The organism is Heterorhizobium halophytocola (assembly GCF_017873095.1).
Taxonomy (GTDB): Bacteria; Pseudomonadota; Alphaproteobacteria; order Rhizobiales; family Rhizobiaceae; genus Allorhizobium; species Allorhizobium halophytocola.
Genome location: NZ_JAGGJU010000007.1, coordinates 69,262 through 92,769, shown reverse-complemented (window position 1 = coordinate 92,769; position 23,508 = coordinate 69,262). Strand labels below are relative to the sequence as shown.

The window sequence follows — 23,508 nt, the reverse complement described above, 5'->3', positions numbered from 1 at the left end:
ACCTCGCTGTCAATCCAAATTGTCGCAGTTCCTTATAAACACTTGACACATCGCGTTACCTGCTCGGCGTGGCAAATCAAAGTCTTGGGCGCGATGGAAGTTTTACGCCGCATTATTCCCTCTTCCGCGTGTTTACGCTAAAAGGCCGCGAGCCAACACGAGGATATCTCCATGACCGCTTCCGAGAGCGAAACCCAGGCGCGACTGCTTGCCCAGGCGCTGCCCTTCATGCAGCGCTACGAAAACAAGACGATCGTGGTCAAATACGGCGGTCATGCCATGGGCAATGCCGATCTCGGCAAGGCCTTTGCCGCCGATATCGCGCTGTTGAAGCAGTCGGGCGTGAATCCGATCGTCGTCCATGGCGGCGGCCCGCAGATCGGCGCCATGCTGTCGAAGATGGGGATCGAATCGAAATTCGAGGGCGGCCTGCGCGTCACCGACGAAAAGACCGTCGAGATCGTCGAGATGGTGCTGGCCGGCTCGATCAACAAGGAGATCGTCGCGCTGATCAACCAGACCGGCGAATGGGCGATCGGCCTCTGCGGCAAGGACGGCAACATGGTCTTTGCCGAAAAGGCGAAGAAGACCATCATCGACCCCGACAGCAATATCGAGCGGGTGCTCGATCTCGGCTTTGTCGGCGAGGTGGTCGAGGTCGACCGCACGCTGCTCGACCTGCTCGCCAAGTCGGAGATGATCCCGGTGATCGCACCCGTGGCACCGGGCCGCGACGGGGCCACCTACAACATCAATGCCGACACCTTTGCCGGCGCGATTGCCGGCGCGCTGAACGCCACGCGCCTGTTGTTCCTCACCGACGTGCCGGGCGTGCTCGACAAGGACAAGAACCTGATCAAGCAATTGACGGTCGCCCAGGCCCAGGCGCTTATCAGGGACGGCACGATTTCCGGCGGCATGATCCCCAAGGTCGAAACCTGCATCGACGCCATCAAGGCCGGTGTCCAGGGCGTCGTCATCCTGAACGGCAAGACGGCCCATTCGGTGTTGCTCGAGATCTTTACCGAAGGCGGTGCGGGCACGCTTCTGGTGCCCTGAGCCACAGAAGTCGGGCTCTCTATTCCTTCAGCCTATTCGACCGGCAGGGGCGGCGCGGCGACAGTCTCGCTGCCCGGCCGCGCCCTCAGCATTGAAACCGCGATCAGCACCAGCGCATAGGCGACGAAGTTGTAGATCAGCGCCGTCGCAAGGCTGTCGGCATAGGCTTGGTGCTCGCCCTTACCCTCCCCCAGCGCGCGCTGCAGGCTGCCGAAGAAGACTTCGCTGACGATGGCGATACCGAAGACGGACCCCATCTGCTGGAAGGCCTGCAGCGCACCCGAACCCGAGCCGGCATCCTGCGGCGGGACGCCTGCCAGCACCACCTGGAACATCGGCGCGATGGCAATGCCCATGCCAAGGCCGCTGAGACCGAGCCAGGGTAACAGCGCCATGCGATCGACCGCATCGGTAAAGCCCATGATCTCCTGGCGCAGCAGCACCATGCCGCAGGCCACCATCAGCACGCCGACGACGATCCGGATCCGCGGCGCGATCGCGCCGATCCGGCCGGAGACCAGCGAGGCGATGAGAATGCCGAGCGAGAACGGCACCGTGGTCTGCCCGGACTGCAGCGGCGTCAGCCCGAAACCCTTCTGCAGATACATGGCAAAGACCAGGAAGAAGCCCGGCAGCGAGGAGAAATAGACCGCCGTCATGACCGCGCCGATCACGTAATTTCGGTTGCGCATCAGGCTGATCGGCAATACCTGCGGCCCATCCGTGCGGCGTTGGTGCCGTTCCCACAGATAGAAGGCGACGAAGAAGGCGAAGGCGGCCGCGATCATGACAAAGCACCACCAGGGCCAGCCGAAGCCGCGTCCCTCGATCAACGGGAAGATGATGCAGAAGGTGCCGGCAGCCGCCAGCGCAATGCCGCCGAAGTCGTTTCGCAGGCCGGGCCTTGTCGGGATATGCGGGATCAGCGCCAGGCCGCCGGCCATGGCGATCATCCCGATCGGGATGTTGATCAGGAAGATCGGACGCCAGCCGAGGCCCAGCACGTCGAGGCCGATCAGCCAGCCGCCGATGATCGGGCCCGACACCGAAGCGAGGCCGGCGGACAGACCGAACAGCGAAAAGGCGGCCGCCCGTTCCTTCGGCGGGAACATCACCTGCGCGATCGCCAGCACCTGTGGCGTCATGATCGCGGCGCCTGCGCCCTGGATGAAGCGGGACAGCACCAGCATCTCGATATTGACCGCCGCGCCGCAGAGCGCCGAGGCGAGCGTGAAGGCGCCGACGCCGAAGACGAAGATTTCCTTCTTGCCCTTCAGGTCACCGAGACGGCCGAACGGCAGGAGACCGAGTGCGAAGACCAGCACATAGCCGGCAACGACCCATTCGATCTGGCTGGAATCGGCCTTCAGGCGCTGCTGCAGGCTGGGAAGCGCGACATTGACGATGGTGACATCCAGCAGGTTCATGAAATTGGCAAGCATCATGATGCCAAGCGCGGCCCAACGCTGCGGATAGGCATGGGCGTCTGCCGGACGGGACGGCGATGGGGTGGCGTCATTCATGGGGCGTCGTCATCCGGATGTGCGGCTTCTAGAGGTCGGGCGCCACCATGATGATCCGGCGGGCCGAGCGCAAGCTCTCAGAGTGCGAAGAGCCCGACCGGGCACATGTCCGCCTCGTGCCGCAGCAGCCATTTCTTGCGCCAGAGCCCGCCGCCATAGCCGGTCAGCGATCCATCCGCGCCGATGCAGCGGTGACAGGGAATGACGATCACGATCGGATTGGCATTGTTGGCGCGTCCCACCGCCCGCGAGGTCTCCAGCCCGCCGACCTTGCGGGCGATATCACCATAGGAGCAGGTCTCGCCGGCCGGAACCGTCAGCAAACGCGCCCACACCGCCTGCTCGAATTCGCTGCCTTCCGGCGCAAGCGGTATGGAGAAATCCGCACCCTCGCCGGCGAAATAGCTGGCCATTTCCGCGGCGATCCGGGCAGTGACGGCGTTACCGTTCGGATCGAGCGGCTGACCGAGACTGCGGGTGAGGTCGTGCTCGACGCCCTTGACTTCCGCCCGATCGCGGAAGGACAGAACCTTCAGATGCGTCTCGTCGGCAACGGCGATCAGATCTCCCAGAGGGCTTTCGAACCACTGCGTATAAAGCATGCCCGGCCTCCGGCGGCGACGATGGATTTTCCGCCCGACAGATTACCGCCACAGACCGTTTAGAGCAACAGAAGGGCGAGAATGCCGCAGACGATCAGCAGGCATCCCAGCACTTCCAGCAGGTTGATCTTCTCCTTGAAGAAGAACACGGCGGACGCGAAGGTGAAGAGTATCTCGACCTGCGCCAGCGCCTTGACCACGGCCGCCTGCTGCAGCGTCATGGCGGTGAACCAGCCGAACGAGGCGGTGGCCCCGACGAAACCGACCATCAGGCCGGTGCGCCAGGCGCTTTTGATCCGGGCAAGTTCGGCCCGGTCGCGCCAGAGCATCCACAGCAGCATGGCGAGCGTCTGCATGACGATGACGACGACGAGCGTGAAGCTCGCCTGCATCACCGCGTTCGGTTCCGGCAGGCTCGGCGCCAGCGCCAGCGACGCCTGGCGATAGGAAATGGCCGAGACGCCGAAGAAGAAGCCCGAGAGGAGGCCGAGCAGCGCGGTCGGGCTCATCACCGAGGTGACGAGCGAACGCGGACTGATGGCGCTGCGGGCCACCGAAATCAGCATGACCCCGACAACGGAAATGGCGATCGCCACGACGACGGAAAGGGTAATCGTCTCGTTGAACAGGATGAGCGCCAGAAGGGCCGCCTGGGCCGGTTCCGTCCGCGAATAGGCGGTCCCCACTGCAAAATTGCGAAACGAGAAGATATGCACCAGCAGGAAGGTCGCCGCGATCTGGCAGACGGCGCCGACGACCGCCCAGACGGCGAAGACGCCGTTCGGCGCCGGGAACGGGCGGGCGAGCCCATAATGCAATATGCCGAGATAGAGCAGCGCGAAAGGCACGCCATAGCCGAAGCGGACAAACGTGGCGCCGGTCGTGCCCATCCGCCCCTTCAGATGCTTTTGCAGGGTCGAGCGCAGGTTCTGCAGGAAGGCAGAGACGAAGGTGATGATGGCCCATAGTTCCATGGAAATGTCCTCGAGCCGGTCTGCACGCACCTCAGGCGGTCGCGACAAGGGGGCTCAAAACGCTGAATGTGGATGGAGGAAAACCGAAAGAAGCGATCACCGAAGTCGGCCGAGAACCTGACCCTGGAAGGCCGCAAAAAAGCGTGCAGGCAGCCGCTTGCGGTCCTGGAGGATCACCGCGGCACAAGAGCCAGTCCTGTCGTACGCTAATTGCATAGAGGGTTCATAGCACGGAGTTTGCCATCGGCAAATCGGCCTCGTCGTTGCAACCGGATCCTTGCCTGGCAGGTCACCCCGGCACAAATCCGATTTCCATCCACCGCGCCATCTGCCATAAGAGCGCCATGACAAAACCGGCAAGCCTTCCCGACCCCAGCGATTTCCAGCATATCCGCAACTGGGTCTTCGACCTCGACAACACGCTTTATCCGCATCACATCAATCTGTTCGCCCAGATCGACCGCAACATGACGGCTTTCGTCGCGGAACTGCTGGCCATGCCGCCGGACAAGGCAAGGCTGCTGCAAAAGAAATATTACCACGAGCATGGCACGACGCTTGCCGGCCTGATGCACCATCACGGCGTGCGGCCGGACGACTTCCTGGAGCGCGCCCATGCGATCGACTACGACGCGCTGAAGCCGGACGCAGCACTCGGTGCGGCGATCAAGGCGCTTCCGGGTCGCAAGTTCATCTTCACCAACGGCACCGTCAAGCACGCGGAAGCGGCAGCCGGTGCGCTGGGGATACTCGATCACTTCGACAGTATTTTCGATATCGTTGCCGCCGACTATGTGCCGAAGCCCGCCCAACTGACCTATGACAAGTTTCTCAGTCTAAACCGGGTGGATACGACGAAGGCAGTGATGTTCGAGGACCTGCCGCGCAATCTTTCCGTGCCGAAAAGCTTGGGCATGCGCACCGTGCTCTTGGTGCCGCAAAATCTGGAAGAAGCAGTTCTTGAGAGTTTCGAGCGCGCAGACGCAGAATACGCCGACGAAAACATAGATTATATTACAGATAGTCTTCTTGTATTCCTCGAAAAGCTGAACATGAACGTCGGATGAACAGCGCGATTACAAATGTGTTACCGTTCATTACATAACCTTAACTAGGACTTATTCTCCTGTGAGGCTAGGCTGTCCACTGTAAACGAGGAAAGGACAGCTCATGTTTGCCCAAAAATCCATTATCACCGCCTTTTCGGCCGCGCTTCTGCTTTCGGCCTCTTCCGGAATGGTGCTGGCGCAGGACGCCAAGACACCGCCGCCGCCGCCGAAGCCGGGCGCCAATGATGCACCCTGCATGCCGCCGATGCATGCGGGCATGATGATGATGCACGGCCCTGCCGGCCGCTTCATCGTCGCGCTGCAGCAGTTCGACACCAACAAGGACGGCAAGATCTCCAAGGACGAGGCCAAGAGCGCCGAGGACGCGCTGTTCACCGCGATCGATGCCGACAAGGACGGCAGCCTGACGCCGGGCGAGATGCGCAAATATCGCGAAGCCCGCATGGAAGCCATCAAGGCCGAGATGTCCAAGCCTTCGACGGATGACGCCAAGGCTGCTCCGCCGAAGGCCGACGACATGGACAGCACGGACGACGAGGACCAGGCATCCGACGACATGGCGGACGCCCCCGATGAGGATGCGATGCCGGCCCCGCCGATGCCTGGCGACGATGCCTGCGGCCCCCATATGCGCCACGGCGGCGACAAGATGGGCCATCACGGCGACCGCAAGGGCCATGGCAACAAGATGCGTCACGGTGACCGCGACGGCCGGCATGGCGATCGTCACCACAACCGCCACGGCATGGGCATGATGCATGGCGGCATGATGGGCGGCATGGGCATGATGCGCCGCATCGACACCGACGAGAACGGCCAGATCAGCAAGGCGGAAGCCGACGCTGCCGTCGAGGCCCTGTTCAGCCGTCACGACAAGAACGGCGACGGCTTCATCTCCGCCGACGACTTCCCGAAGGCACCGAGCATCCTGCCGTCGACGAAGTAAGCCGGCAAGGCCCCGCCATCCGGCGGGTCCGCCGTTAAAGAAAAGCCGTCGCGGTGTTCCGCGGCGGCTTTGTCGTTTCAGGTCAGGGCAGCAAGGACATCGCTCAGCGCGCGTCGGCCTCGGCATAGAAGTCCGAAATGATCTTCCAGGCCTGATCGGCGGTCTCGACGAAGTTCAGCAGCTTGACGTCGTCTGGCGCGATCGTGCCGAAATCGGCAAGCGCCTGGAAGTCGATGATCCGGCGCCAGAAAGCCTCGCCGAACAGGATGAGCGGCACCGGCTCCATGCGCTTGGTCTGGATCAGCGTCACCGTCTCGAACAGCTCGTCCAGCGTGCCGAAGCCGCCCGGAAAGATGGTGATCGCCTTGGCCCGCATGAGGAAATGCATCTTGCGGATGGCGAAATAGTGGAAGTTGAAGCTGAGCTCGGGCGTCACATAGGGATTGGGTGCCTGCTCGTGCGGCAGCACGACGTTGAGCCCGATCGAGGGTGCGCCGACATCGGCCGCACCCCGATTGCCGGCCTCCATGACGCCGGGACCGCCACCGGTCACGATCACATATTCCTGATGATTGTGCTGGGCCGATTCCTCAGAGCAGAGCCGGGCGAACTTGCGGGCTTCCTCGTAATAGACCGAGGCGGCCTCCAGGCTCTCCTTCTGCTTTTCGTTGCGGGCGGCCCAGGCCGCCGCGCCGGGGGCCGGGATGCGGGCGCCACCAAACATGACCACGGTGGACTTGATGCCGCTTTCGGTCAGCATCATCTCGGCCTTCATCAGCTCGAGCTGCAGCCGGACGGGACGCAGTTCCTCCCGGCAGAGGAAGTCGTCGTCGGCATAGGCGAGCCGGTAGGAGGGGGATGTCGATTGCGGGGTCTTCGGCACGCCTTCTGCGCGCGCGCGATCGGAGGAACTGTCTTTCAGCGGATCCCAGACGCCATCTGCCCGTCTTTGCCGACCCGCTCTTGTGTCTGCCATTTCGTCATGCCTTTCTGTCGCATCCGGGGACCGTTCAACGCCCGGAGCTGTTTTCAATGCCGCTGGAATGCGCTAGAGCATCGAACGGTTTCGCCTGCCGTCACCGGCTTCCCTCCGCCTGGAAGATACCCATCGAAGTTTAAGGATTTAACATGAACTCCACGGACATGACCTCCCTCGAAAGTTTGATCGAATCCGCTTTCGAAAACCGCGACGCGGTCAGCGCCGAGACCAAGGGCGAAGTCCGTGATGCGGTCGAAACGGCGCTCAACATGCTCGACGCCGGCCAGGTGCGCGTCGCCAACCGCGCCGACGACGGAACATGGACGGTGCACCAGTGGCTGAAGAAGGCCGTCCTGTTGTCCTTCCGCCTCAACCCGATGTCGGTCATTCCCGGCGGTCCCGGCGGCTCGACCTGGTGGGACAAGGTTCCGTCCAAGTTCGCCGACTGGAGCGTCAGCTCGTTCGAACGGGCGGGCCTGCGCGCCGTACCGGGTGCGATCGTGCGCAGATCCGCTTTCATTGCACCCAATGTGGTGCTGATGCCCTCCTTCGTCAATCTGGGCGCCTATGTCGGCGAAGGCACCATGGTCGATACATGGGCAACGGTCGGCTCCTGCGCCCAGATCGGCGCCCATGTGCACCTGTCGGGTGGCGTCGGCATCGGCGGCGTGCTGGAGCCGCTGCAGGCCGGCCCAACCATCATCGAGGACAACTGTTTCATCGGCGCCCGCTCGGAAGTGGTGGAAGGCTGCATCGTGCGCGAGGGCTCGGTGCTCGGCATGGGCGTCTTCATCGGCAAGTCGACCAAGATCGTCAACCGCGCCACCGGCGAGATCTCTTATGGCGAAGTACCGCCCTATTCGGTCGTGGTGGCTGGTACCATGCCGGGCAAGCCCCTGCCGAACGGCGATCAGGGTCCCAGCCTCTACTGCGCCGTGATCGTCAAGACCGTCGACGAGAAGACCCGCTCCAAGACCGGCATCAACGAACTGCTGCGCGATTGAGCCGACCGGTTTGCTGCGAATTCCACGGGGCGGGTTGCCAAAGCGCAACCCGCCCTGTTTTTTTCATCGTGCACCGATGCATATCGCGCCGGCGCATCCTAAATGCGTCCGGGTGACACGCGCCGGGCAATCGGCTACATCTCGACGGATCGTGTGCGTTTCATCCGCCCCGCCTGTTTCCGCATATGGACCTCATGACTGCAGACAATCCCGTAGAAAACCTGAAGGCCCTGATCCGTTGCCCGTCCGTGACGCCAGCGGAAGGAGGCGCGCTCGGCGTCCTGGAGGCCATGCTGAAACCGCAAGGCTTCACCGTCACGCGGATGACCGCCACCGCCGAGGGCACGCCCGACATCGAGAACCTCTATGCCCGGCTCGGCACGGACGGCCCGCATCTGATGTTTGCCGGTCACACCGACGTGGTGCCGGTCGGCGCGGAAGGGGACTGGACGCATCCGCCCTTCGCCGCCGAGATCGTCGACGGCAAGCTCTACGGCCGCGGCGCCGTCGACATGAAGGGTGGCATTGCCTGTTTCGTCGCGGCCCTTTCGCGCGTCGTCCAGCAAAAGGGTCCGCTTCCCGGCTCCGTCTCGCTGGTGATTACCGGCGACGAGGAAGGCCCCGGCATCAACGGCACGATCAAGCTCCTGGAGTGGGCAGCCGCAAATGGCGAGCGCTGGGATGGCGCACTCGTCGGCGAGCCGACCAATCCGGATGCGCTCGGCGACATGATCAAGATCGGCCGGCGCGGCTCGCTGTCCGGCACCCTGACGGTCCTTGGCGTGCAGGGCCATGCCGCCTATCCGCATCTCGCCGACAATCCGGTGCGCGCGATCATCAGCCTCGCTGCCGCGCTGATGGATCCCCCCTTCGACGCCGGCACGGAGACTTTCCAGCCGTCCAATCTGGAAGTCACCTCGATCGATGTCGGCAACGGTGCGACCAACGTGATTCCCGCCAAGGCGAGCGCCAGATTCAATATTCGCTTCAACGATACCTGGTCGGTCGAGACGCTGAAGCGCGAGATCGAGGCGCGCCTGGCGAAAGCGGCCGAGACCTCGCCCTTAAGGATCGGCCGGGACCCGGTGCGATACGACCTCGCCTGGACCGATCGCCCGAGCCATGTGTTCCTGACGCGCAACGACCAGCTGACTGGTTCGCTCGTCGACGCCATCGAGGCCGTAACCGGCAAGCGCCCGACGCTGTCGACGACCGGCGGCACCTCGGATGCCCGCTTCATCAAGGATTACTGCCCGGTGGTGGAATTCGGCCTGGTCGGCCAGACCATGCACATGGTCGACGAGCATGTCGATGTCGCGGATCTGGAAACCCTGACCCGCATCTACCAGTCCTTTATCGAACGCTGGTTCTTCCATGCCAACACTTAAGGAAGTCGAACTCTATCTCACCGGCATCTGGCTGCTGCTGAAGCAGGATCCGGGCGGCTTCAAATATCTCGACTTCACCGATCGCGGGGCGATGCGCTCGTTCTTCGCCATCGTCTTTGCCCTGCCGGCCATCGGTATCTCCTGGTACTGGCTGATGCTCGGCCATCTGGCCCTGCTGCCCGACGGCGCGTCGGTCGGCATCGACTTCTTCCTGCGGGTGGCGATGATCGAGGCGATGAACTGGATTCTGCCGCTGGTGCTTGCCGGCATACTGGCCTGGACGCTCGGCATCGGCGAACGGTTTTCGGCGATCGTCGCCACCACCAACTGGGTGACGGTGCCGTTTACCTATCTCTACGCCGTGCTGATCCTGCTGTTGATGCTGCTGCCCGCCATTGCGGGCCTCGTGGCGATGATCTGGCTCATCCTGATGCTGGCGATGGTCTTTGTCTACATGCGCGTCATGCAGATGCTCTGCGGCGGCCAGTTGCTGACGGCAGCGACGATGACCACCGTGCTGCTGATCCCGTCGATCCTGGTAACCGAGCTGCTGGAGCGTTTCCTCGGCATTACCGTCGGCTGACGCCGCCTACGGGGCGTCGCCGGGATATTCGACCTTCATGAAATAGAGCCCCTCCGGTGGCGCCACCGGACCGCAGGCGGAGCGGTCGCGCGCCTCGAGCGCGGCCTTCACGTCGTCCACCGACATCCGGCCTTCGCCCGCCATTTTCAGCGTGCCGGCAAACGAGCGGATCTGGTTGTGCAGGAAGCTCTGCGCCGTTGCCCGGATCTCGATCAGGTCGCCATTGCGGCTCACATCCAGCCGGTCGAGCGTCCTGACCGGGCTATGGGCCTGGCAATGCACCGAGCGGAAGGTGGTGAAGTCGTGATGGCCGACAAGCTGCTGGGCGGCCGCATGCATCTGCTCATGATCGAGTTCCTTGGAAACCCACCAGGCGCGATTGCGCTCCAGCACCAGCCGCGACGGCCTGGATATGATGCGATAGAGATAATGCCGGCGGATAGCCGAGAAGCGCGCGTCGAAATCGTCCGCAACCGAGAAGGCATCGACCACGCAGACCGCCTCGCGGGCCTGTGCCAGATGGGCGTTCAGCGCATTGCGCAGCTTGTAGGGCGCCCAGTCGCGCGACAGATCGACATGCGCCACCTGACCGACCGCATGCACGCCGGAATCGGTGCGCCCGGCGCCGCGGATGGAGACGGTTTCGCCGGTCAGCGACAGCACGGCCTTTTCGAGCGCGCCCTGGGCCGAGGCGCCGTTGTCCTGGCGCTGCCAGCCGACATAGGGCGTGCCGTCATATTCGACCGTCAGGCGAAAACGCGGCATCAGGACAGCGCCGTGCCGGGCGGCAGCGGAGAGCCCCGGAGGAAATCGAAGGCATCGAGCGGCTTGCCGCCGGCCTTCTGCAGCCGGGTCAGCCGGACAGAACCATCGCCACAGGCAACCGTCAGGTCGTTGCCGATCACCGTCCCGGCCCTGCCGACGTTGTTGCCACCACTCTGGCCAAGCGTCGAGCCGAGCACCTTGACCCGCTCCGGGCGGCCGCCGATTTCCGTTTCGAACCAGGCGCCGGGAAAGGGCGAAAGGCCGCGAATGTGATTGTGAACTTCGGCCGCCGGCCTGCCGAAATCGATCCGGGTCTCGCCCTTGTCGATCTTCGCGGCATAGAGCACGCCCTCGTCTGCCTGCGGCGTCAGCGGCAGGTCACCCGCTTCGAGCCGGGCCATAGCCTCGACCATGGCGTCTGCGCCGGCGACCATCAGCAGGTCGTGCAGCTCGCCCGCCGTGGTGTCGGGACCGATCGCGACCTTGCGGGTGAGCGCCACGGGTCCGGTGTCGAGACCCTTTTCCATCTGCATGACCATGACGCCGGTCTCGGCATCGCCGGCCATGATCGCCCGCTGGATCGGGGCTGCACCCCGCCAGCGCGGCAGCAGCGAGGCATGGCCGTTGTAGCAGCCGAGCCGGGTGCCGTTCAGGATCGCTTCGGGCAAAAGCAGGCCATAGGCGACAACCACGGCAACGTCGGCCGCATGGGCACGAAAGGCTTCCCTATCATCGTCCTGCCTGAAATTCAACGGTGTGAGAACCGGGATGTCGAGTGCTTCGGCAGCCTGGAGCACGGGCGACGCCTTCAGGTCAAGCCCGCGGCGTCCGGCGGGACGTGGCGGCTGGCTGTAGACGGCGACGATCTCATGGCCGGCGTCGACCAGCGCTCGCAGCGTCGGCACGGAAAAATCCGGCGTGCCCATGAAGATGATGCGCAGGCTCATGCTTGCTCCCGTGGTCGGATCTTGCCGGCGATGGTGTCAGGCGATCTACAGAACGCCCTTGCTCTTTGCCGCCTTGGTAAAGCGCTTGATCACCATGTCCCGCTTTAGCCGCGAGATATGGTCGATGAACAGCACCCCATCCAGATGGTCGATCTCGTGCTGCAGGCAGGTCGCCAGCAGGCCCTCGGCCCTGGTCAGCTGTTCCTTGCCGTCGCGGTCGAGCGACTTCACCGTGACGCTGGCCGGTCGCTCCACCTCGGCATAATAGTCCGGGATCGACAGACAGCCTTCCTCATAGGTCGAGAGGTCGTCGGACGACGCGACAATCTCCGGATTGATGAAGACAACGGGCTGTTTCGGCTCGTCTTCCTTGGCGACGTCGATCACCAGCATGCGGCGCGGCACACCGATCTGGATGGCGGCAAGGCCGATGCCCGGGGCATCGTACATCGTCTCCAGCATGTCGTTCGCCAGGGACAGAAGTTCGGAATCGACGCGTTCGACAGGCTTGGAAACCTGCCGCAGGACGGGATCCGGCAAGATTATGAGTGGCTTGATCGTCATGGCGTTCCCATAACCCAAAACCGGCCCAAAAAGAAACGCAAAAATGTCGGCCGCAGCCGGCATCTTGCCGGGTCAGGCGGTGCATGGGCACCGAAGCGCCCATCGTCCCGGTCTCCCGCAAACCACGGTTCAGGCGGCAGCGCGCGCCAGGATGGCGGTGCCGATGCTGTCGGCCTCTCCCGTCTTCAGCCGCGCCAGAAGATCGACCAATCCGGCCACCTCTCCCCGCAGACGCTGGGTTTCCGCCGAGCTGCGTTCCATCATCTCGGCATTCTCGTGCGTCAGCGTGTCGATCGTGCGGGTGGCGAGGTTGACTTCGTTCAGCGCCACCGCCTGGTCGCGGGCGGAGGTGGCGATATCGGCGACGAAGGTGTTGATCGACGACACCCGCTCGATCATGTCGGTGAGCGCCGCGCCGGTATTGCTCACCAGATCGACGCCGTGGTGCACCTGGGAACTCGACTGCAGGATCAGTGCCTTGATCTCCTTGGCGGCATCGGCGCTGCGCTGGGCCAGCTGGCGCACCTCCTGCGCGACCACGGCAAAGCCCTTGCCGGCATCGCCGGCACGCGCCGCTTCCACGCCGGCATTCAGCGCCAGAAGATTGGTCTGGAAAGCGATCTCGTCGATCACACCGATGATCTGGGAGATCTCGCTGGACGACCGTTCGATCGCCGCCATGGCGTCGACGGCCTGGTTGACGACATCGCCGGAATCGCGGGCGCGGGCCTGGGTCTCCTCGACGGCAGTGGAGGCCTTCAGCGCATTGGTGGCGGTCTGGCCGACACTGATCGACAGCTGCTCCAGCGCGGTGGAGCTTTGCTGCAGGCCGGCCGCCTGTTCGCTCGTGCGCTGTGCGACCTGGCCGGAGGCCCGGGCGATATTGTCCGTACCGTCGAGGATCTCCTGCGAGGCATGGCGGATGGAGAGGAAGGAAGCGCTGAGCTGATCGACCGTGCGATTGTAGTCCTCTGCCATCCGGCGGAAATTCTCCGGCAGCTCGGTCGTCATCCTCGACTGGAAATCGCCGGTTGAAAGCGCATGCAGGCCCTGGCTCAGCTGCTCCAGGGCATATTTCTGCTCATTCTCGATCTGCGCCCGCTCATCGGCGAGCTTGCGCCGCTCGGCCTCGAGCGCCTCCAGATAGACCGAGATCGAATAGTCCATGTCGAGCATCGAGGCCTTGATCACGCTGGCCAGCTTGTCGGCCAGCGCCTCGATCTTGCCGCGGCCGAATCGCGACGGCCAGTGGCGCAGCAGAATACCGCGCATCAGGCCAATCAGCAGCGCCGAATAGCCGCCGATATACCAGCGGGGCTCCAGTCCGATGCGGGCATGGGTCTTGCCGATGCTGGTCACGCTGTCGACATAGGCTCCGTCGAACCGGCCATCCGCCAGCCGGCCCCAGTGAACGGTCTGCGCCGCCTTGGCGCCGTTCATATGCGCCTTGTCCTTGAAGAACCGCGAGAGCTTGGGATGGGCGGCCATCTTGATGTAGAACTGGTCGAGAACCGGCCCAAGGATGGAATCGAGGCTCGGGCGCAGCGCCGTCAGCGTCTCGCTGCTCTTTGCATCGATCTCCAGGAATTCCAGTCTTTCCTGAAGGAGATCGCGATTGGTCTCGGTCGTCATGTGCAGTCCGCCCCTTGTCCTCATGCCGGGCGCGGCGCATGGCGGCGAAAGGCCGCAAAAGCGGCACGAGGCTATGCCATCGGATCTGACCGATGGCATAGCCTTTCTTTCCATTCCGGGGGCGCAGCAGACCCTTCAATCTTTTCGATCAAGGTCTTGCCCCGATCACCGGCGGCCAAGATCGGACGGCGTTGCTTAACAAACTGCAACGGCCGGAAGGCCAGTTCTGGCGGTCCGTGCGTCTGCCGCGAGCGGCATCAGGCCGTGCGGCGGAGTGGCGACGCCTGCGACGACTGTGTCTTGCGCTTCCATTCGGCATCGTTCGGCCGGCTGTCCAGATCCCGGGACTTGAATCCGCGCAAGGCATCGACCAGGCGCTCGACCTCCTGATGCAGGTGCTCGGTCTGCGACGAGGTCTCCTGCACCATGCCGGCATTCTGCTGGGTGATCTGGTCGAGGCTGCCGACGGCCGAGTTGACCTCCTTCAGGCCGCCGGACTGATCGGCAGCCGCCGTTGCGATCTGGCCGACGATCCCGTTGATCTCGTCGATGCGCTTGATGATGCTCTGTAGCGCCCCGCCGGCATTGTTGACCAGCCCGACGCCCGTCTGCACCTGGCCGCTGCTTTGCGAGATCAGCCCCTTGATCTGCTTGGCAGCACCGGCGCAGCGCTGGGCAAGTTCCCGCACCTCCTGGGCAACCACCGCAAAGCCCCGGCCGGCCTCGCCGGCACGTGCCGCCTCGACGCCGGCGTTCAGCGCCAGCAGATTGGTCTGGAACGCGATCTCGTCGATCACGCCGATGATCTTGGAAATTTCGTCGGAGGATTTTTCGATCGCTCCCATCGCCTCGACCGCCTCGGTGACGACCTCGCCGGAGGAATGGGCCTCGCTGAGTGCGACCCGCACGGCATTGGCCGCCTGCTGGGCGCCGCTTGCCGTGCGCCCGACATTGTCGGTCAGTTCGTGCAGGGCAGCGGTACTTTCCTCCAGGCCGGCGGCCTGCTGTTCGGTGCGCTGCGACAAATCGTCTGCGGCGGCCGCGATCGTCGTTGTCGACTGCAAGATCTGCTCGGCGGCGTTGCGCACCGTACCGATGGTCGAGCGCAGCTTTTCGACGGTGTCGTTATAGTCTTGCACCATGCCGTCGAAATTCTCCGCCAGGCCGTTGCCGAGCTTCGATTCCAGGTCACCGTCGGAGAGCTGGCGAAGCGCGCCGCGCAAGGCGGACACGGCCTCGTTCTGCTCCGCCTCGTTTTTCTGGCGGGCTTCTTCGGCGGTCCGGCGCTGCTCGGCAAGAATGTCGAGATAGACCGAGATCGAATAATCCATGTCGAGCAATGCGGCCTTCACCACCACGGAGACCTCGCGGGCGAGGTCATCCGCGCCCTGCCGGCCGAACCGGGAAGGCCAGTGCTCCTTCATCACCGCGTGGATCAGCTGCTCCATCAACAGGGCATAGCCGCCGATATACCAGCGCGGCTCCAGGCCGATACGCGCATGGGCGCGGCCGACGGCTTCGACACCCTCGACATAGCGGCGGTCATAGGCGGCCGAGACGACGACGCCCCAATGGGCCTCCTGACGCCCCTTGGCGCTCTTGATATGGCCTTCATCCGAAAAGAAGGCTGCCGTCTCCGGAGTCTTGCGGACCTTGTCGTAGAAGGTGTCCAGCGCCGCGCCCATATGCTTGCGGATGGCCGGTCCCGTTTTGCGCAGTACCTGCTTGGCCTCCTCGTCGAGGCCGATAAAGGCCAGGCGCTCGGCCAGTATCTTTTCGTTGGTCTTGTCAGTCATGATCTGCCCGCCCTGTGCCGGATGTGTATGCAAAGCCATTAATTTAGTTAGTTTTCACTAATGCACCAAAAACGGTAAAATTTTCATTATTGACGAGTGTCAAGTCCGCTCCCCAATTTATCAGTGTTCTTACTTGTTTGTCCGGAGATCCGTCTCCCGGAAGCGGCGCCCGGCGCGGACTCCTCGAACCCCCATGTTCTCGTTTTGATCTGGCCATGGGCGCCAAATCTGCTAGAGTGCCCGGCATGACCAGTGACCCCTCCTCCTTACTCAGCCACCGCGTTGCCACACTGCACGGCATGGACATATCGCTCGGCCTCTCTCTGTTGTGCCTCGGCGGAGGCCTGATGGTCGTCCTGCTGATCGCCCTCGTCGCCGCATTGCGCTCCGGTGCGAGGCGGCAGGCACAGACGCATGTCGACGCTGCCCGCCGCGAGGCGGACGCGCAGGCCCGCCTGGCAGAGCTGCTGCGCAGCCAATCGGAAATGCAGGGGCGGATCGCGGCGATGACCGATGTCTTCAGCAATCGCCAGTCGGAGTTCAACCGGGCGATCAACCAGCGCCTCGACGGCATGGCACAGCGTATCGGCACCAGCCTCAGCGAGCAGACGAAGTCGACCCATGACAATCTGCGCCATCTGCAGGAGCGGCTCGCCGTCATCGATGCCGCGCAGAACAACATCCAGTCGCTTGCCAGGGATGTCGTGGGGCTGCAGGCGATCCTGTCGAACAAGCAGACGCGCGGTGCCTTCGGCCAGTCGCGGATGGAAACGATCGTCGCCGACGGCCTGCCGATGGGGGCCTACGAGTTCCAGGCGACGCTGAGCAACAGTTCGCGCCCCGACTGCACCATCCGCATGCCGAACGGCTCGCCGCCTCTGGTCATCGACGCCAAGTTTCCGCTCGAGGCCTGGAATGCCATCCGCGATGCCGAAACGCCGGAAGAGAAAAAACTGGCGAGCCAGCAGTTCCGCCGGGATATCGAGGTGCATATCAAGGACATTTCCGACAAGTACCTGCTGCGCGGCGAGACCCAGGACATGGCCTTCCTGTTCGTCCCCTCGGAATCGGTGTTCGCCGAGATCCACGAGAATTTCGAGGGCGTCGTGCAGAAGGCGCATAAATTGCGCGTGGTGATCGTCTCCCCCTCGCTGCTGATGCTGTCTATCCAGGTGATACAGGCCGTGTTGAAGGACCAGCGCATGCGCGAACAGGCGCATCTGATACAGGGCGAGGTGGTACAGCTGATGGAGGATCTGTCGCGGCTGGACGACCGGACGCGCAAGCTGCAGAGCCATTTCCTCGCGGCCCAGAAGGATGTCGAGATGATCCTCACCTCGACCGACAAGCTGAACCGCCGCGGCGCCAAGATCGAGGCGCTGGAATTCGAAGCGGCGCCGGACAAGGAGCGCGAAGCCGGCGATGCGCCACCGAAAGGTGTCGAGAGCCGCACCGGCCTGTTGAAGCTGAGGGTGGTTGACGACGACTGACGCTTGTCGTCTATATCGCCTCCCAGGGCATGTCCCCGAAAGGGGTAACCGGTTACGGACCAAAGGCATGCGTCACGACAAGACCCCGAAGTGCCGGGCGGATCGAAACGATCGCGCTGTGCTTCGGCAAAACGGAAGCATGCCATGATCACCGTCCTCGGCTCCATCAACATGGATCTCATCGCCACCACAGCCCGGCTGCCCGCGCCCGGCGAAACCGTTGCCGGCAGCAACTTCTCCACAGCGGCGGGCGGCAAGGGTGCCAATCAGGCGCTGGCAGCGACCCGGGCCGGCGCATCCGTGCGCATGGCCGGCGCCGTCGGAGACGACACATTTGCCGAGCCGGCCCTTGCCTTGCTGGCAGAGGCCGGCACCGACCTGTCGGCGACGGCGCATCTGCCGGGACCGACCGGCACGGCGCTCATCCTGGTTGGCGGCGATGGGGAAAACATGATCGCTGTCGTACCCGGCGCCAATGGCAAGGTCGGCGCATCTGCCGCAATTGCAGCCGTCGAGGCGATGCAGGCAGGCGACATCCTGATGCTGCAGCTGGAAATCCCGGCGCCGGCTATAGAGGCCGGGCTCAAGCTGGCGCGTGCGCGCGGGGTAATTTCGGTGATCAACACCGCACCGCTGACGCGGGAGGCCGCGCAGTTGGCCTCGCTCTGCGACATCGTGATCGCCAACGAGACCGAGTTCGAGCTGCTGACCGGCCGGGAGCGGCTGAGCGCATCGGAACGCAAGGAGGCCGTCCTTGCGCTGCACCGCGACCGTGGTCAGACGATCATCGTCACGCTGGGCGGCGACGGCGTCATCGCTGCCCGCGACGGCAAACTGATGAGCGCTGTCGGCCTCTCGATCGAACCGGTCGACACCGTCGGGGCGGGCGATACATTCTGCGGCTACCTGGCCGCCGGGCTCGATGCCGGACTGGATTTCGAGACCGCCTTGCGGCGCGCAGCCGTCGCCGGATCGCTTGCCTGCATGAAGGCCGGCGCGCAGCCGGCCATCCCGACCGCGGCCGAGGTCGCCGCACGGTTATGAGTTTCGCGCCCGGCGCGTCCGACACCCCCTAAAATCCACGGAAAACCGGTCATATCTTGTTAAGCAGATCTGCGTAACTCTCCGCCTGCCGACATGGTCTTGGCACGATGTTCCATGAGGGGGCACCGCATAGCTCCACGCCGCAGGTTCAATGACTGGCCAGCGGCCCTCGCCGAGGCTCCCGCCGATGATTTTCCCAGGCAAATCGATTGCCGCCAAGCTGCTGCTCGTCACCGGACTTGCGATTGCGGCCGTTCTCGTCATCTCGAATGCGATCCTGATCGGGCAGACGCGCGATCGCGTGCATGACCTTACCAATGACCAGGCCCGTTCCGAGGCCAAGGCCATCGCCAACCAGGTGGCCGCCGATATCGGCGAACTGGCCAGCGCCGCCCGCTCGATGGCGGGTGTTCTGGGCCGCGGCCATGCCGGACAGTCCTTCGACCGCAAGGGCGCCATCAACATCCTGAAAGCCAATCTGGAGCAGAACCCGTTTGCTTTCGGCAGCTGGTTTGCCGAAGAGGAAAAGGCCTTCGACGGCCGGCAGGACGACGTCAAGGGCAATAGCGATCTCGGCGCCAACGACAATGGGGTCTTCACCCCCTACTGGTCCAAGACCAAGGATGGCGGCATCCAGTTCTCGACCTTCAAGAATGACTATAGCGCTGCCTGGTATGCGCTTGCCGCAAAATCCGGCAAGGGCGCGATTACCGCGCCCTATCTGGCCGAAGGCACCGACGTTCCGACCACGATGAGCTCGATCGCCTATCCGGTGATGTCGAACGGCAAGATGATCGGCGTCAGCGGCGTCGACATCTCCCTGCTGTCGCTCTCCGACAAGCTGAAGGCGCTGCATCCCTTCGGCAACGGCCGCGTGCTGCTGGTGGCGCAGAACGCCCAGTGGCTGGTCGCACCGACCGACGCCGACATCATGAAACCCTATGAGGACGCCGGTGCCGACGTGCTGAAGGCGAGCCTCGATGGCGGTCCCGACCAGATTGTCGAAGGGTTGTCCGCCGAGGGCCTCGGCGACTACAGCCGCCTTGTCTATCCCTTTGCCGTTCCCGGCGTGAACACCACCTGGGCCGTCATCATCGACATCCCGCTGAGCGCCATCAACGCGCCTGTGAACGCCCAGACGACGCTGACCATCATTGCCGGTCTCGTCAGCCTGATCGCCGTCATCGCCGCACTCTGGTTTGCCGTCCGCGTCTTCGTTCGCGCGCCGCTGCGCGGCCTGATCGGTGCGGTCTCCGACTTGAACGACGGGCACTATGCCGAACCGGTTGCGGGGCAGGACCGCCCCGACGAGGTCGGCGAGGTGGCCAAGGCGCTCGAGGGGTTCCGCGGTCGCCTGGCGCAGACGCAGGCCATGGAAGCGGATGCCCGCCGCCATCGCGAGGATGCCGAGAGCGAGCGCTCACGATCCGAGGCCGATCGCGAGGCGAATTCCGCCCGCCAGCAGCACATTGTCGATGTGCTGGGCAGAAGCCTTGCGGCCCTGTCGCAGGGAGACCTGACCCATCGCATCAGCGAGGACTTCACCGGCGAATACGCCGGGCTGAAGGCCGACTTCAACGCCGCTGTCGGAAGCCTGGAAGAGACCATTAGCTCGGTCAATACAGCCGTACACGGCATGACCAGCGGCACGGCGGAAATCAGCCGCGGCGCCGATGACCTGTCGAAGCGCACCGAACAGCAGGCGGCAAGCCTCGAAGAGACGGCTGCCGCCCTCAACGAGCTCACCGAACAGGTGCATGCCAGCGCCGAGAATGCCCAGATGGCGGCGAAGACGGTGACGGCCGCCTGCGACGACGCGGAGGCCTCCGGCACTGTCGTTACCCGTGCCGTCGGCTCGATGCAGTCGATCGCCCAGTCGTCCGAGGAAATCTCGCGCATCATCAGCGTGATCGACGACATCGCCTTCCAGACCAACCTTCTGGCGCTGAACGCCGGCGTCGAGGCAGCCCGGGCCGGAGAAGCCGGCAAGGGTTTCGCCGTCGTCGCCCAGGAAGTGCGCGAACTGGCCCAGCGCTCGGCCCATGCCGCCAAGGAGATCAAGGCGCTGATCACCACGTCCGGCCAGCAGGTCGGCGAAGGCGTCAAGCTGGTCGGCGATGCCGGCCATGCGCTGCGCAAGATCGCCGACCAGGTGATGCAGATCAACGACCTGGTGCTGCAGATCTCCTCGTCTGCCAGCGAGCAGTCGTCCGGCCTGAAGGAGGTCAACATCGCCGTCCACCAGATGGACCAGGTGACCCAGCAGAATGCGGCGATGGTCGAGGAAACCTCGGCCGCCAGCCAGATGCTGAACAGCGAAGCGGCCAATCTGAGCGCGCTCGTCGGTCGATTCAGGATTGGTGGCGGGTCCGCCGGCCAGCAGCTGCGGGCGACCGCGGCGACCATGCGGCAGCCCGGGCCGACAGATGTGGGTCGCGCCGTTCCGGCCAAACGCTTTGCAGGCGGCGGCGGTGGCGACTGGCAGGAATTTTAAGCCCCGCCCCGACCGACACACCAACAAAAAGGCCGCCGACCATCCAGTCGGCGGCCTTTTTGTTAGTCCCCAGTCGTCTCAGAGCCGGGCGACGCGTTCCGTCAGGAGATCGAAAAAGCCGTCGGCATCGACCTTGCGCATGACCCTGGCATTGGCCGGCCGGCCCGACACGCGCCACCAGTCGACAACCGTCATGCCGATGGTCAGTTCCGACACCGTCTCGATTTCCACATTGCAGTCGCGGCCGTCGAAAAGGTCGGGCCGTAGCAGATAGGCAATCACGCTCGGGTCGTGCAGCGGGCCGCCATCGGAGCCGTATTTCTCCACGTCGAAGCGCTCGAAGAATTCGAGCCAGCCCTTCAGCACCTCGGCCGGCCGTGTTGCGAGCGCAGCGATCCGGGCGACGCGTGCCTTCGTCGTCAGCAGCTGATGCGTCACGTCGAGAGGCATCATCACGATCGGCACGCCCGAGCGGAAGACGATCTCGGCGGCGTGCGGATCGACGAAGATATTGAACTCGGCGGCGGGCGTGATGTTGCCGCCCTCGAAGAAGCCGCCGCCCATCATCACCAGTTCGCGGATGCGCGGTGCAATATCGGGCGCCTTCTTGAAGGCCAGGCCGATATTGGTCAGTGCCCCGAGCGTGCAGAGGGTCACGGTGCCCGCGGGCTCGTGGCGCAGCGTGTCGATGATGAAATCGACGGCATGGGTGTCCTGCAGCGGCATGCTCGGTTCCGGCAGCTCGGCGCCGTCAAGACCGGTCTTGCCGTGGACATGTTCGGCCGTCACCAGCGGCTTTACCATCGGACGCTCGGCGCCGGGATAGACCCGCGCATCGCTTCGGCCGCAGAGTTCGCAAACGACGCGCGCATTGCGGCTGGTCATCGCCAGCGGCACATTGCCGGCAACCGTCGTCACGCCGAGAACCTCGAGCTCATCCGGGCTTGCAAACGCCAGCATCAGGGCCGCGGCATCGTCCTGGCCCGGATCGGTATCGATGATTATCTTCCTTGCTGCGCTCATGCCGATGTCCTTTGCTGATCTTTGCGTCTGCTCACCATTCGGCCATCGCATTGTCAAGCGATTGCCGGGTTGCGCCGCCGATACGGCATGCCCATATGGAGGTCGAAAAGAGGCACGAGGGAGCAGGGTCAGGGCGTAGTCGATGGGCGGATCGAAACCGGAAGCAAATCACACCGCATTTCATATCCGGATCGGTTTCGATCTAGACCGGCGCCTCGTTCGCAACAATGACGGCTATCCACCCTATGATATCGAGCGCATTCTCGGCGGCCCGTCCGAGCGGCTGCGCATCACGCTGGCGGTGGCCGGCTTCGACGAGAGCGAACTCGACCTGCAGGTCGCCGGCAACCAGTTGACCATTCGCGGCCGGCAGCTGGAGCAGGCGAACGCCGATTACCTGTTCCAGGGCATTGCCGCCCGCCAGTTCCAGAAGGTGTTTCTGCTGGCACCCGGCCTCGAGGTGGTGGAGGCCCGGCTGTCCAACGGTCTGCTGAAGATCGACCTGCACCAGCCCGATGCCAGCAGAATGGTCAGAAAAATTAACATTTCTCCATCACCATGAAGGCATCGGCCCTCGTGCCGACTCGCATCAAGTGGATGAAATGAAATGTTGTTGAGAGAAGCAAACACCGGCCTGACGGCCTCCGATCTGGCCCATCTCGGCTCCGGTGAAGTTGGTTACATCCGGAAAATGCAGGCCGAAGAAGTTGCCCGCTGCTTTCCCGAAGCTCCCGATATCGATCCCGGCGTAGACCTTTGGGCCCTGTTCGGCGCCGATGGCACGCCAATCCTTTTGACCGATAATCGCTCGAGCACGTTTTTCCGGGCGGCGGAAGACGATCTGAAGACCGTCAGCCTGCACTGAGGTCTTTTCTTCGAAGGCAAGGACGCCGCAGCCGCCGTCAGGCGGCCGGCAGGTCGATCTTGTTGAATGTCAGATAGGCGGATGTCCGCCCTTCGCGCTTGGCCTTCGCCTCATAGCGCGTGCCCGGCCAGGTCTGGAACGGGGTGATCCAGTCGGCGGCCTCTTTCGCGGTCCATTCGAAGCCGCCATGGTCGCGGCAATGCAGAAGCGTCCAGTTCACATAGGTGTCGATATCCGAGGCGAAGCAGAAGCGCCCGCCCGGCTTCAGCACGCGGTGAAACCGCTGCAGATTGACCTGTGACACAAAGCGCCGCTTCCAGTGCTTCTTCTTCGGCCAGGGGTCGGGATAAAGAAGGTCGATGTGATCGATCGAGGCTTCCGGCATCCAGTCGAGCAACTGCGTCGCATCGTCGTCGTAGACGCGGATATTTTCAAGGCCACGCTCTTCCACGCTCGCCAGCAGCTTCGCCATCGAGTTGACGAAAGGCTCGACGCCGATAAAGGCCGTCCTCGGATTTTCCGAGGCGCGGTGAACGAGATGCTCCCCGCCGCCGAAACCGATCTCCAGACGAAGCCGCTCGACGGGGCCGGGAAACAATGCAGCCAGCTCGGAAGGGGGAGCTGTCGACAGATCCACCTTCAGCGCCGGCAGCAAATGCTCCATCCGCTCGACCTGCAGGTCGCGCAGGGGCTTGCCCTTGCGGCGACCGAAAAAGGCTTCGGTCGCGCGGCTCGGGCGGCCGCTCATGTCGAGTTCGTC

Annotated in this window: 22 protein-coding genes; 11 read left to right on the top strand and 11 right to left on the bottom strand. The window is 63.8% G+C overall.

Going from position 1 to position 23,508, the window contains the following annotated elements; translation table 11 throughout:
• Positions 1 to 171: 171 nt before the first annotated feature.
• Positions 172 to 1,059 carry an acetylglutamate kinase gene (gene argB / locus J2Z17_RS13725; RefSeq protein ID WP_209945939.1) on the top strand — a complete coding sequence of 296 codons (888 nt, stop codon included), beginning with the start codon at positions 172 to 174 and terminating at the stop codon, positions 1,057 to 1,059.
• Positions 1,060 to 1,091: 32 nt separating this feature from the next.
• Here the strand turns inward: argB and J2Z17_RS13720 are convergent, their stop codons facing one another.
• From J2Z17_RS13720 to J2Z17_RS13710, 3 genes are all read right to left on the bottom strand, one after another.
• Positions 1,092 to 2,582 carry an MFS transporter gene (locus tag J2Z17_RS13720; RefSeq protein WP_209945937.1) on the bottom strand — a complete coding sequence of 497 codons (1,491 nt, stop codon included), beginning with the start codon at positions 2,580 to 2,582 and terminating at the stop codon, positions 1,092 to 1,094.
• A gap of 77 nt (positions 2,583 to 2,659) precedes the next feature.
• A complete protein-coding gene (locus J2Z17_RS13715) occupies positions 2,660 to 3,184 on the bottom strand; it encodes a methylated-DNA--[protein]-cysteine S-methyltransferase (RefSeq protein WP_209945935.1) in 525 nt (174 codons plus the stop codon).
• Positions 3,185 to 3,243: 59 nt separating this feature from the next.
• On the bottom strand, positions 3,244 to 4,158 hold the full coding sequence (locus tag J2Z17_RS13710) for an EamA family transporter (RefSeq protein ID WP_209945933.1): 915 nt from the start codon (positions 4,156 to 4,158) through the stop codon (positions 3,244 to 3,246).
• A gap of 344 nt (positions 4,159 to 4,502) precedes the next feature.
• On the opposite strand from J2Z17_RS13710, the gene J2Z17_RS13705 reads away from it, so the two are divergent.
• Together J2Z17_RS13705 and J2Z17_RS13700 are read left to right on the top strand one after the other, a co-directional pair.
• On the top strand, positions 4,503 to 5,225 hold the full coding sequence (locus J2Z17_RS13705) for a pyrimidine 5'-nucleotidase (protein ID WP_209945931.1): 723 nt from the start codon (positions 4,503 to 4,505) through the stop codon (positions 5,223 to 5,225).
• A gap of 103 nt (positions 5,226 to 5,328) precedes the next feature.
• Positions 5,329 to 6,174, top strand: coding sequence for an EF-hand domain-containing protein (locus J2Z17_RS13700; protein WP_209945929.1), 846 nt, complete (start codon positions 5,329 to 5,331; stop codon positions 6,172 to 6,174).
• A 103-nt stretch (positions 6,175 to 6,277) separates the two neighbouring features.
• On the opposite strand, the gene J2Z17_RS13695 is transcribed toward J2Z17_RS13700, so the two are convergent.
• Positions 6,278 to 7,150 carry an LOG family protein gene (locus tag J2Z17_RS13695; RefSeq protein WP_209945928.1) on the bottom strand — a complete coding sequence of 291 codons (873 nt, stop codon included), beginning with the start codon at positions 7,148 to 7,150 and terminating at the stop codon, positions 6,278 to 6,280.
• A gap of 152 nt (positions 7,151 to 7,302) precedes the next feature.
• On the opposite strand from J2Z17_RS13695, the gene dapD reads away from it, so the two are divergent.
• The 3 genes from dapD to J2Z17_RS13680 all read left to right on the top strand — a co-directional run bounded on the left by dapD (position 7,303) and on the right by J2Z17_RS13680 (position 10,128).
• A complete protein-coding gene (dapD, locus tag J2Z17_RS13690; protein WP_209945926.1) occupies positions 7,303 to 8,157 on the top strand; it encodes a 2,3,4,5-tetrahydropyridine-2,6-dicarboxylate N-succinyltransferase in 855 nt (284 codons plus the stop codon).
• 194 nt (positions 8,158 to 8,351) lie between these two features.
• Positions 8,352 to 9,545 (top strand): succinyl-diaminopimelate desuccinylase, encoded by a 1,194-nt coding sequence (gene dapE / locus J2Z17_RS13685; protein ID WP_209945924.1) that lies wholly within the window; start codon positions 8,352 to 8,354, stop codon positions 9,543 to 9,545.
• The gene (locus J2Z17_RS13680) at positions 9,532 to 10,128 is read left to right on the top strand and encodes a hypothetical protein (protein ID WP_209945922.1); all 597 of its coding nucleotides are present in this window, start codon (positions 9,532 to 9,534) and stop codon (positions 10,126 to 10,128) included. Before dapE ends, J2Z17_RS13680 begins: the two co-directional genes overlap by 14 nt.
• A gap of 6 nt (positions 10,129 to 10,134) precedes the next feature.
• Here J2Z17_RS13680 and truA read toward each other — a convergent pair whose 3' ends face one another.
• The 5 genes from truA to J2Z17_RS13655 all read right to left on the bottom strand — a co-directional run bounded on the left by truA (position 10,135) and on the right by J2Z17_RS13655 (position 15,832).
• Positions 10,135 to 10,893, bottom strand: a complete 759-nt coding sequence (truA, locus tag J2Z17_RS13675) for a tRNA pseudouridine(38-40) synthase TruA (protein WP_209945919.1) — start codon at positions 10,891 to 10,893, stop codon at positions 10,135 to 10,137.
• Positions 10,893 to 11,840: a methionyl-tRNA formyltransferase gene (gene fmt, locus J2Z17_RS13670; protein ID WP_209945917.1), complete on the bottom strand. Its 948-nt coding sequence runs from the start codon at positions 11,838 to 11,840 to the stop codon at positions 10,893 to 10,895. Before fmt ends, truA begins: the two co-directional genes overlap by 1 nt.
• A 45-nt stretch (positions 11,841 to 11,885) precedes the next feature.
• A complete protein-coding gene (gene def, locus J2Z17_RS13665; RefSeq protein WP_209945915.1) occupies positions 11,886 to 12,404 on the bottom strand; it encodes a peptide deformylase in 519 nt (172 codons plus the stop codon).
• Positions 12,405 to 12,533: 129 nt separating this feature from the next.
• Positions 12,534 to 14,036 (bottom strand): globin-coupled sensor protein, encoded by a 1,503-nt coding sequence (locus J2Z17_RS13660; RefSeq protein ID WP_209945913.1) that lies wholly within the window; start codon positions 14,034 to 14,036, stop codon positions 12,534 to 12,536.
• A 257-nt stretch (positions 14,037 to 14,293) separates the two neighbouring features.
• Positions 14,294 to 15,832: a globin-coupled sensor protein gene (locus tag J2Z17_RS13655; RefSeq protein ID WP_209945911.1), complete on the bottom strand. Its 1,539-nt coding sequence runs from the start codon at positions 15,830 to 15,832 to the stop codon at positions 14,294 to 14,296.
• Between the two features lie 299 nt (positions 15,833 to 16,131).
• Here J2Z17_RS13655 and J2Z17_RS13650 point away from each other — a divergent pair, with 299 nt between their 5' ends.
• The 3 genes from J2Z17_RS13650 to J2Z17_RS13640 all read left to right on the top strand — a co-directional run bounded on the left by J2Z17_RS13650 (position 16,132) and on the right by J2Z17_RS13640 (position 20,860).
• Positions 16,132 to 17,322: a DNA recombination protein RmuC gene (locus tag J2Z17_RS13650; RefSeq protein ID WP_209946326.1), complete on the top strand. Its 1,191-nt coding sequence runs from the start codon at positions 16,132 to 16,134 to the stop codon at positions 17,320 to 17,322.
• Between the two features lie 144 nt (positions 17,323 to 17,466).
• Entirely contained in the window at positions 17,467 to 18,366 is a 900-nt protein-coding gene (locus tag J2Z17_RS13645) for a ribokinase (RefSeq protein WP_209945909.1), read from the top strand.
• Positions 18,367 to 18,553: 187 nt separating this feature from the next.
• Positions 18,554 to 20,860, top strand: coding sequence for a methyl-accepting chemotaxis protein (locus J2Z17_RS13640; protein ID WP_209945907.1), 2,307 nt, complete (start codon positions 18,554 to 18,556; stop codon positions 20,858 to 20,860).
• 78 nt (positions 20,861 to 20,938) lie between these two features.
• On the opposite strand, the gene J2Z17_RS13635 is transcribed toward J2Z17_RS13640, so the two are convergent.
• Positions 20,939 to 21,883: a nucleoside hydrolase gene (locus J2Z17_RS13635; protein ID WP_209945905.1), complete on the bottom strand. Its 945-nt coding sequence runs from the start codon at positions 21,881 to 21,883 to the stop codon at positions 20,939 to 20,941.
• Positions 21,884 to 22,025: 142 nt separating this feature from the next.
• Between J2Z17_RS13635 and J2Z17_RS13630 the strand changes: the two genes are divergently transcribed.
• Together J2Z17_RS13630 and J2Z17_RS13625 are read left to right on the top strand one after the other, a co-directional pair.
• Positions 22,026 to 22,445, top strand: coding sequence for an Hsp20 family protein (locus J2Z17_RS13630; RefSeq protein ID WP_209945903.1), 420 nt, complete (start codon positions 22,026 to 22,028; stop codon positions 22,443 to 22,445).
• Between the two features lie 45 nt (positions 22,446 to 22,490).
• Complete coding sequence (locus J2Z17_RS13625) at positions 22,491 to 22,748, top strand: BQ00720 family protein (protein ID WP_209945901.1); 258 nt, start codon at positions 22,491 to 22,493, stop codon at positions 22,746 to 22,748.
• A 37-nt stretch (positions 22,749 to 22,785) separates the two neighbouring features.
• On the opposite strand, the gene trmB is transcribed toward J2Z17_RS13625, so the two are convergent.
• Positions 22,786 to 23,496 (bottom strand): tRNA (guanosine(46)-N7)-methyltransferase TrmB, encoded by a 711-nt coding sequence (gene trmB, locus J2Z17_RS13620; RefSeq protein ID WP_209946325.1) that lies wholly within the window; start codon positions 23,494 to 23,496, stop codon positions 22,786 to 22,788.
• Positions 23,497 to 23,508: the final 12 nt, after the last annotated feature.

Coding starts and splice junctions, on each gene's coding strand:
- argB (WP_209945939.1), top strand. CDS start 172: ATGACCGCTTCCGAGAGCGAAACCCAGGCGCGACTGCTTGCCCAGGCG.
- J2Z17_RS13720 (WP_209945937.1), bottom strand. CDS start 2,582: ATGAATGACGCCACCCCATCGCCGTCCCGTCCGGCAGACGCCCATGCC.
- J2Z17_RS13715 (WP_209945935.1), bottom strand. CDS start 3,184: ATGCTTTATACGCAGTGGTTCGAAAGCCCTCTGGGAGATCTGATCGCC.
- J2Z17_RS13710 (WP_209945933.1), bottom strand. CDS start 4,158: ATGGAACTATGGGCCATCATCACCTTCGTCTCTGCCTTCCTGCAGAAC.
- J2Z17_RS13705 (WP_209945931.1), top strand. CDS start 4,503: ATGACAAAACCGGCAAGCCTTCCCGACCCCAGCGATTTCCAGCATATC.
- J2Z17_RS13700 (WP_209945929.1), top strand. CDS start 5,329: ATGTTTGCCCAAAAATCCATTATCACCGCCTTTTCGGCCGCGCTTCTG.
- J2Z17_RS13695 (WP_209945928.1), bottom strand. CDS start 7,150: ATGGCAGACACAAGAGCGGGTCGGCAAAGACGGGCAGATGGCGTCTGG.
- dapD (WP_209945926.1), top strand. CDS start 7,303: ATGAACTCCACGGACATGACCTCCCTCGAAAGTTTGATCGAATCCGCT.
- dapE (WP_209945924.1), top strand. CDS start 8,352: ATGACTGCAGACAATCCCGTAGAAAACCTGAAGGCCCTGATCCGTTGC.
- J2Z17_RS13680 (WP_209945922.1), top strand. CDS start 9,532: ATGCCAACACTTAAGGAAGTCGAACTCTATCTCACCGGCATCTGGCTG.
- truA (WP_209945919.1), bottom strand. CDS start 10,893: ATGCCGCGTTTTCGCCTGACGGTCGAATATGACGGCACGCCCTATGTC.
- fmt (WP_209945917.1), bottom strand. CDS start 11,840: ATGAGCCTGCGCATCATCTTCATGGGCACGCCGGATTTTTCCGTGCCG.
- def (WP_209945915.1), bottom strand. CDS start 12,404: ATGACGATCAAGCCACTCATAATCTTGCCGGATCCCGTCCTGCGGCAG.
- J2Z17_RS13660 (WP_209945913.1), bottom strand. CDS start 14,036: ATGACGACCGAGACCAATCGCGATCTCCTTCAGGAAAGACTGGAATTC.
- J2Z17_RS13655 (WP_209945911.1), bottom strand. CDS start 15,832: ATGACTGACAAGACCAACGAAAAGATACTGGCCGAGCGCCTGGCCTTT.
- J2Z17_RS13650 (WP_209946326.1), top strand. CDS start 16,132: ATGGACATATCGCTCGGCCTCTCTCTGTTGTGCCTCGGCGGAGGCCTG.
- J2Z17_RS13645 (WP_209945909.1), top strand. CDS start 17,467: ATGATCACCGTCCTCGGCTCCATCAACATGGATCTCATCGCCACCACA.
- J2Z17_RS13640 (WP_209945907.1), top strand. CDS start 18,554: ATGATTTTCCCAGGCAAATCGATTGCCGCCAAGCTGCTGCTCGTCACC.
- J2Z17_RS13635 (WP_209945905.1), bottom strand. CDS start 21,883: ATGAGCGCAGCAAGGAAGATAATCATCGATACCGATCCGGGCCAGGAC.
- J2Z17_RS13630 (WP_209945903.1), top strand. CDS start 22,026: ATGGGCGGATCGAAACCGGAAGCAAATCACACCGCATTTCATATCCGG.
- J2Z17_RS13625 (WP_209945901.1), top strand. CDS start 22,491: ATGTTGTTGAGAGAAGCAAACACCGGCCTGACGGCCTCCGATCTGGCC.
- trmB (WP_209946325.1), bottom strand. CDS start 23,496: ATGAGCGGCCGCCCGAGCCGCGCGACCGAAGCCTTTTTCGGTCGCCGC.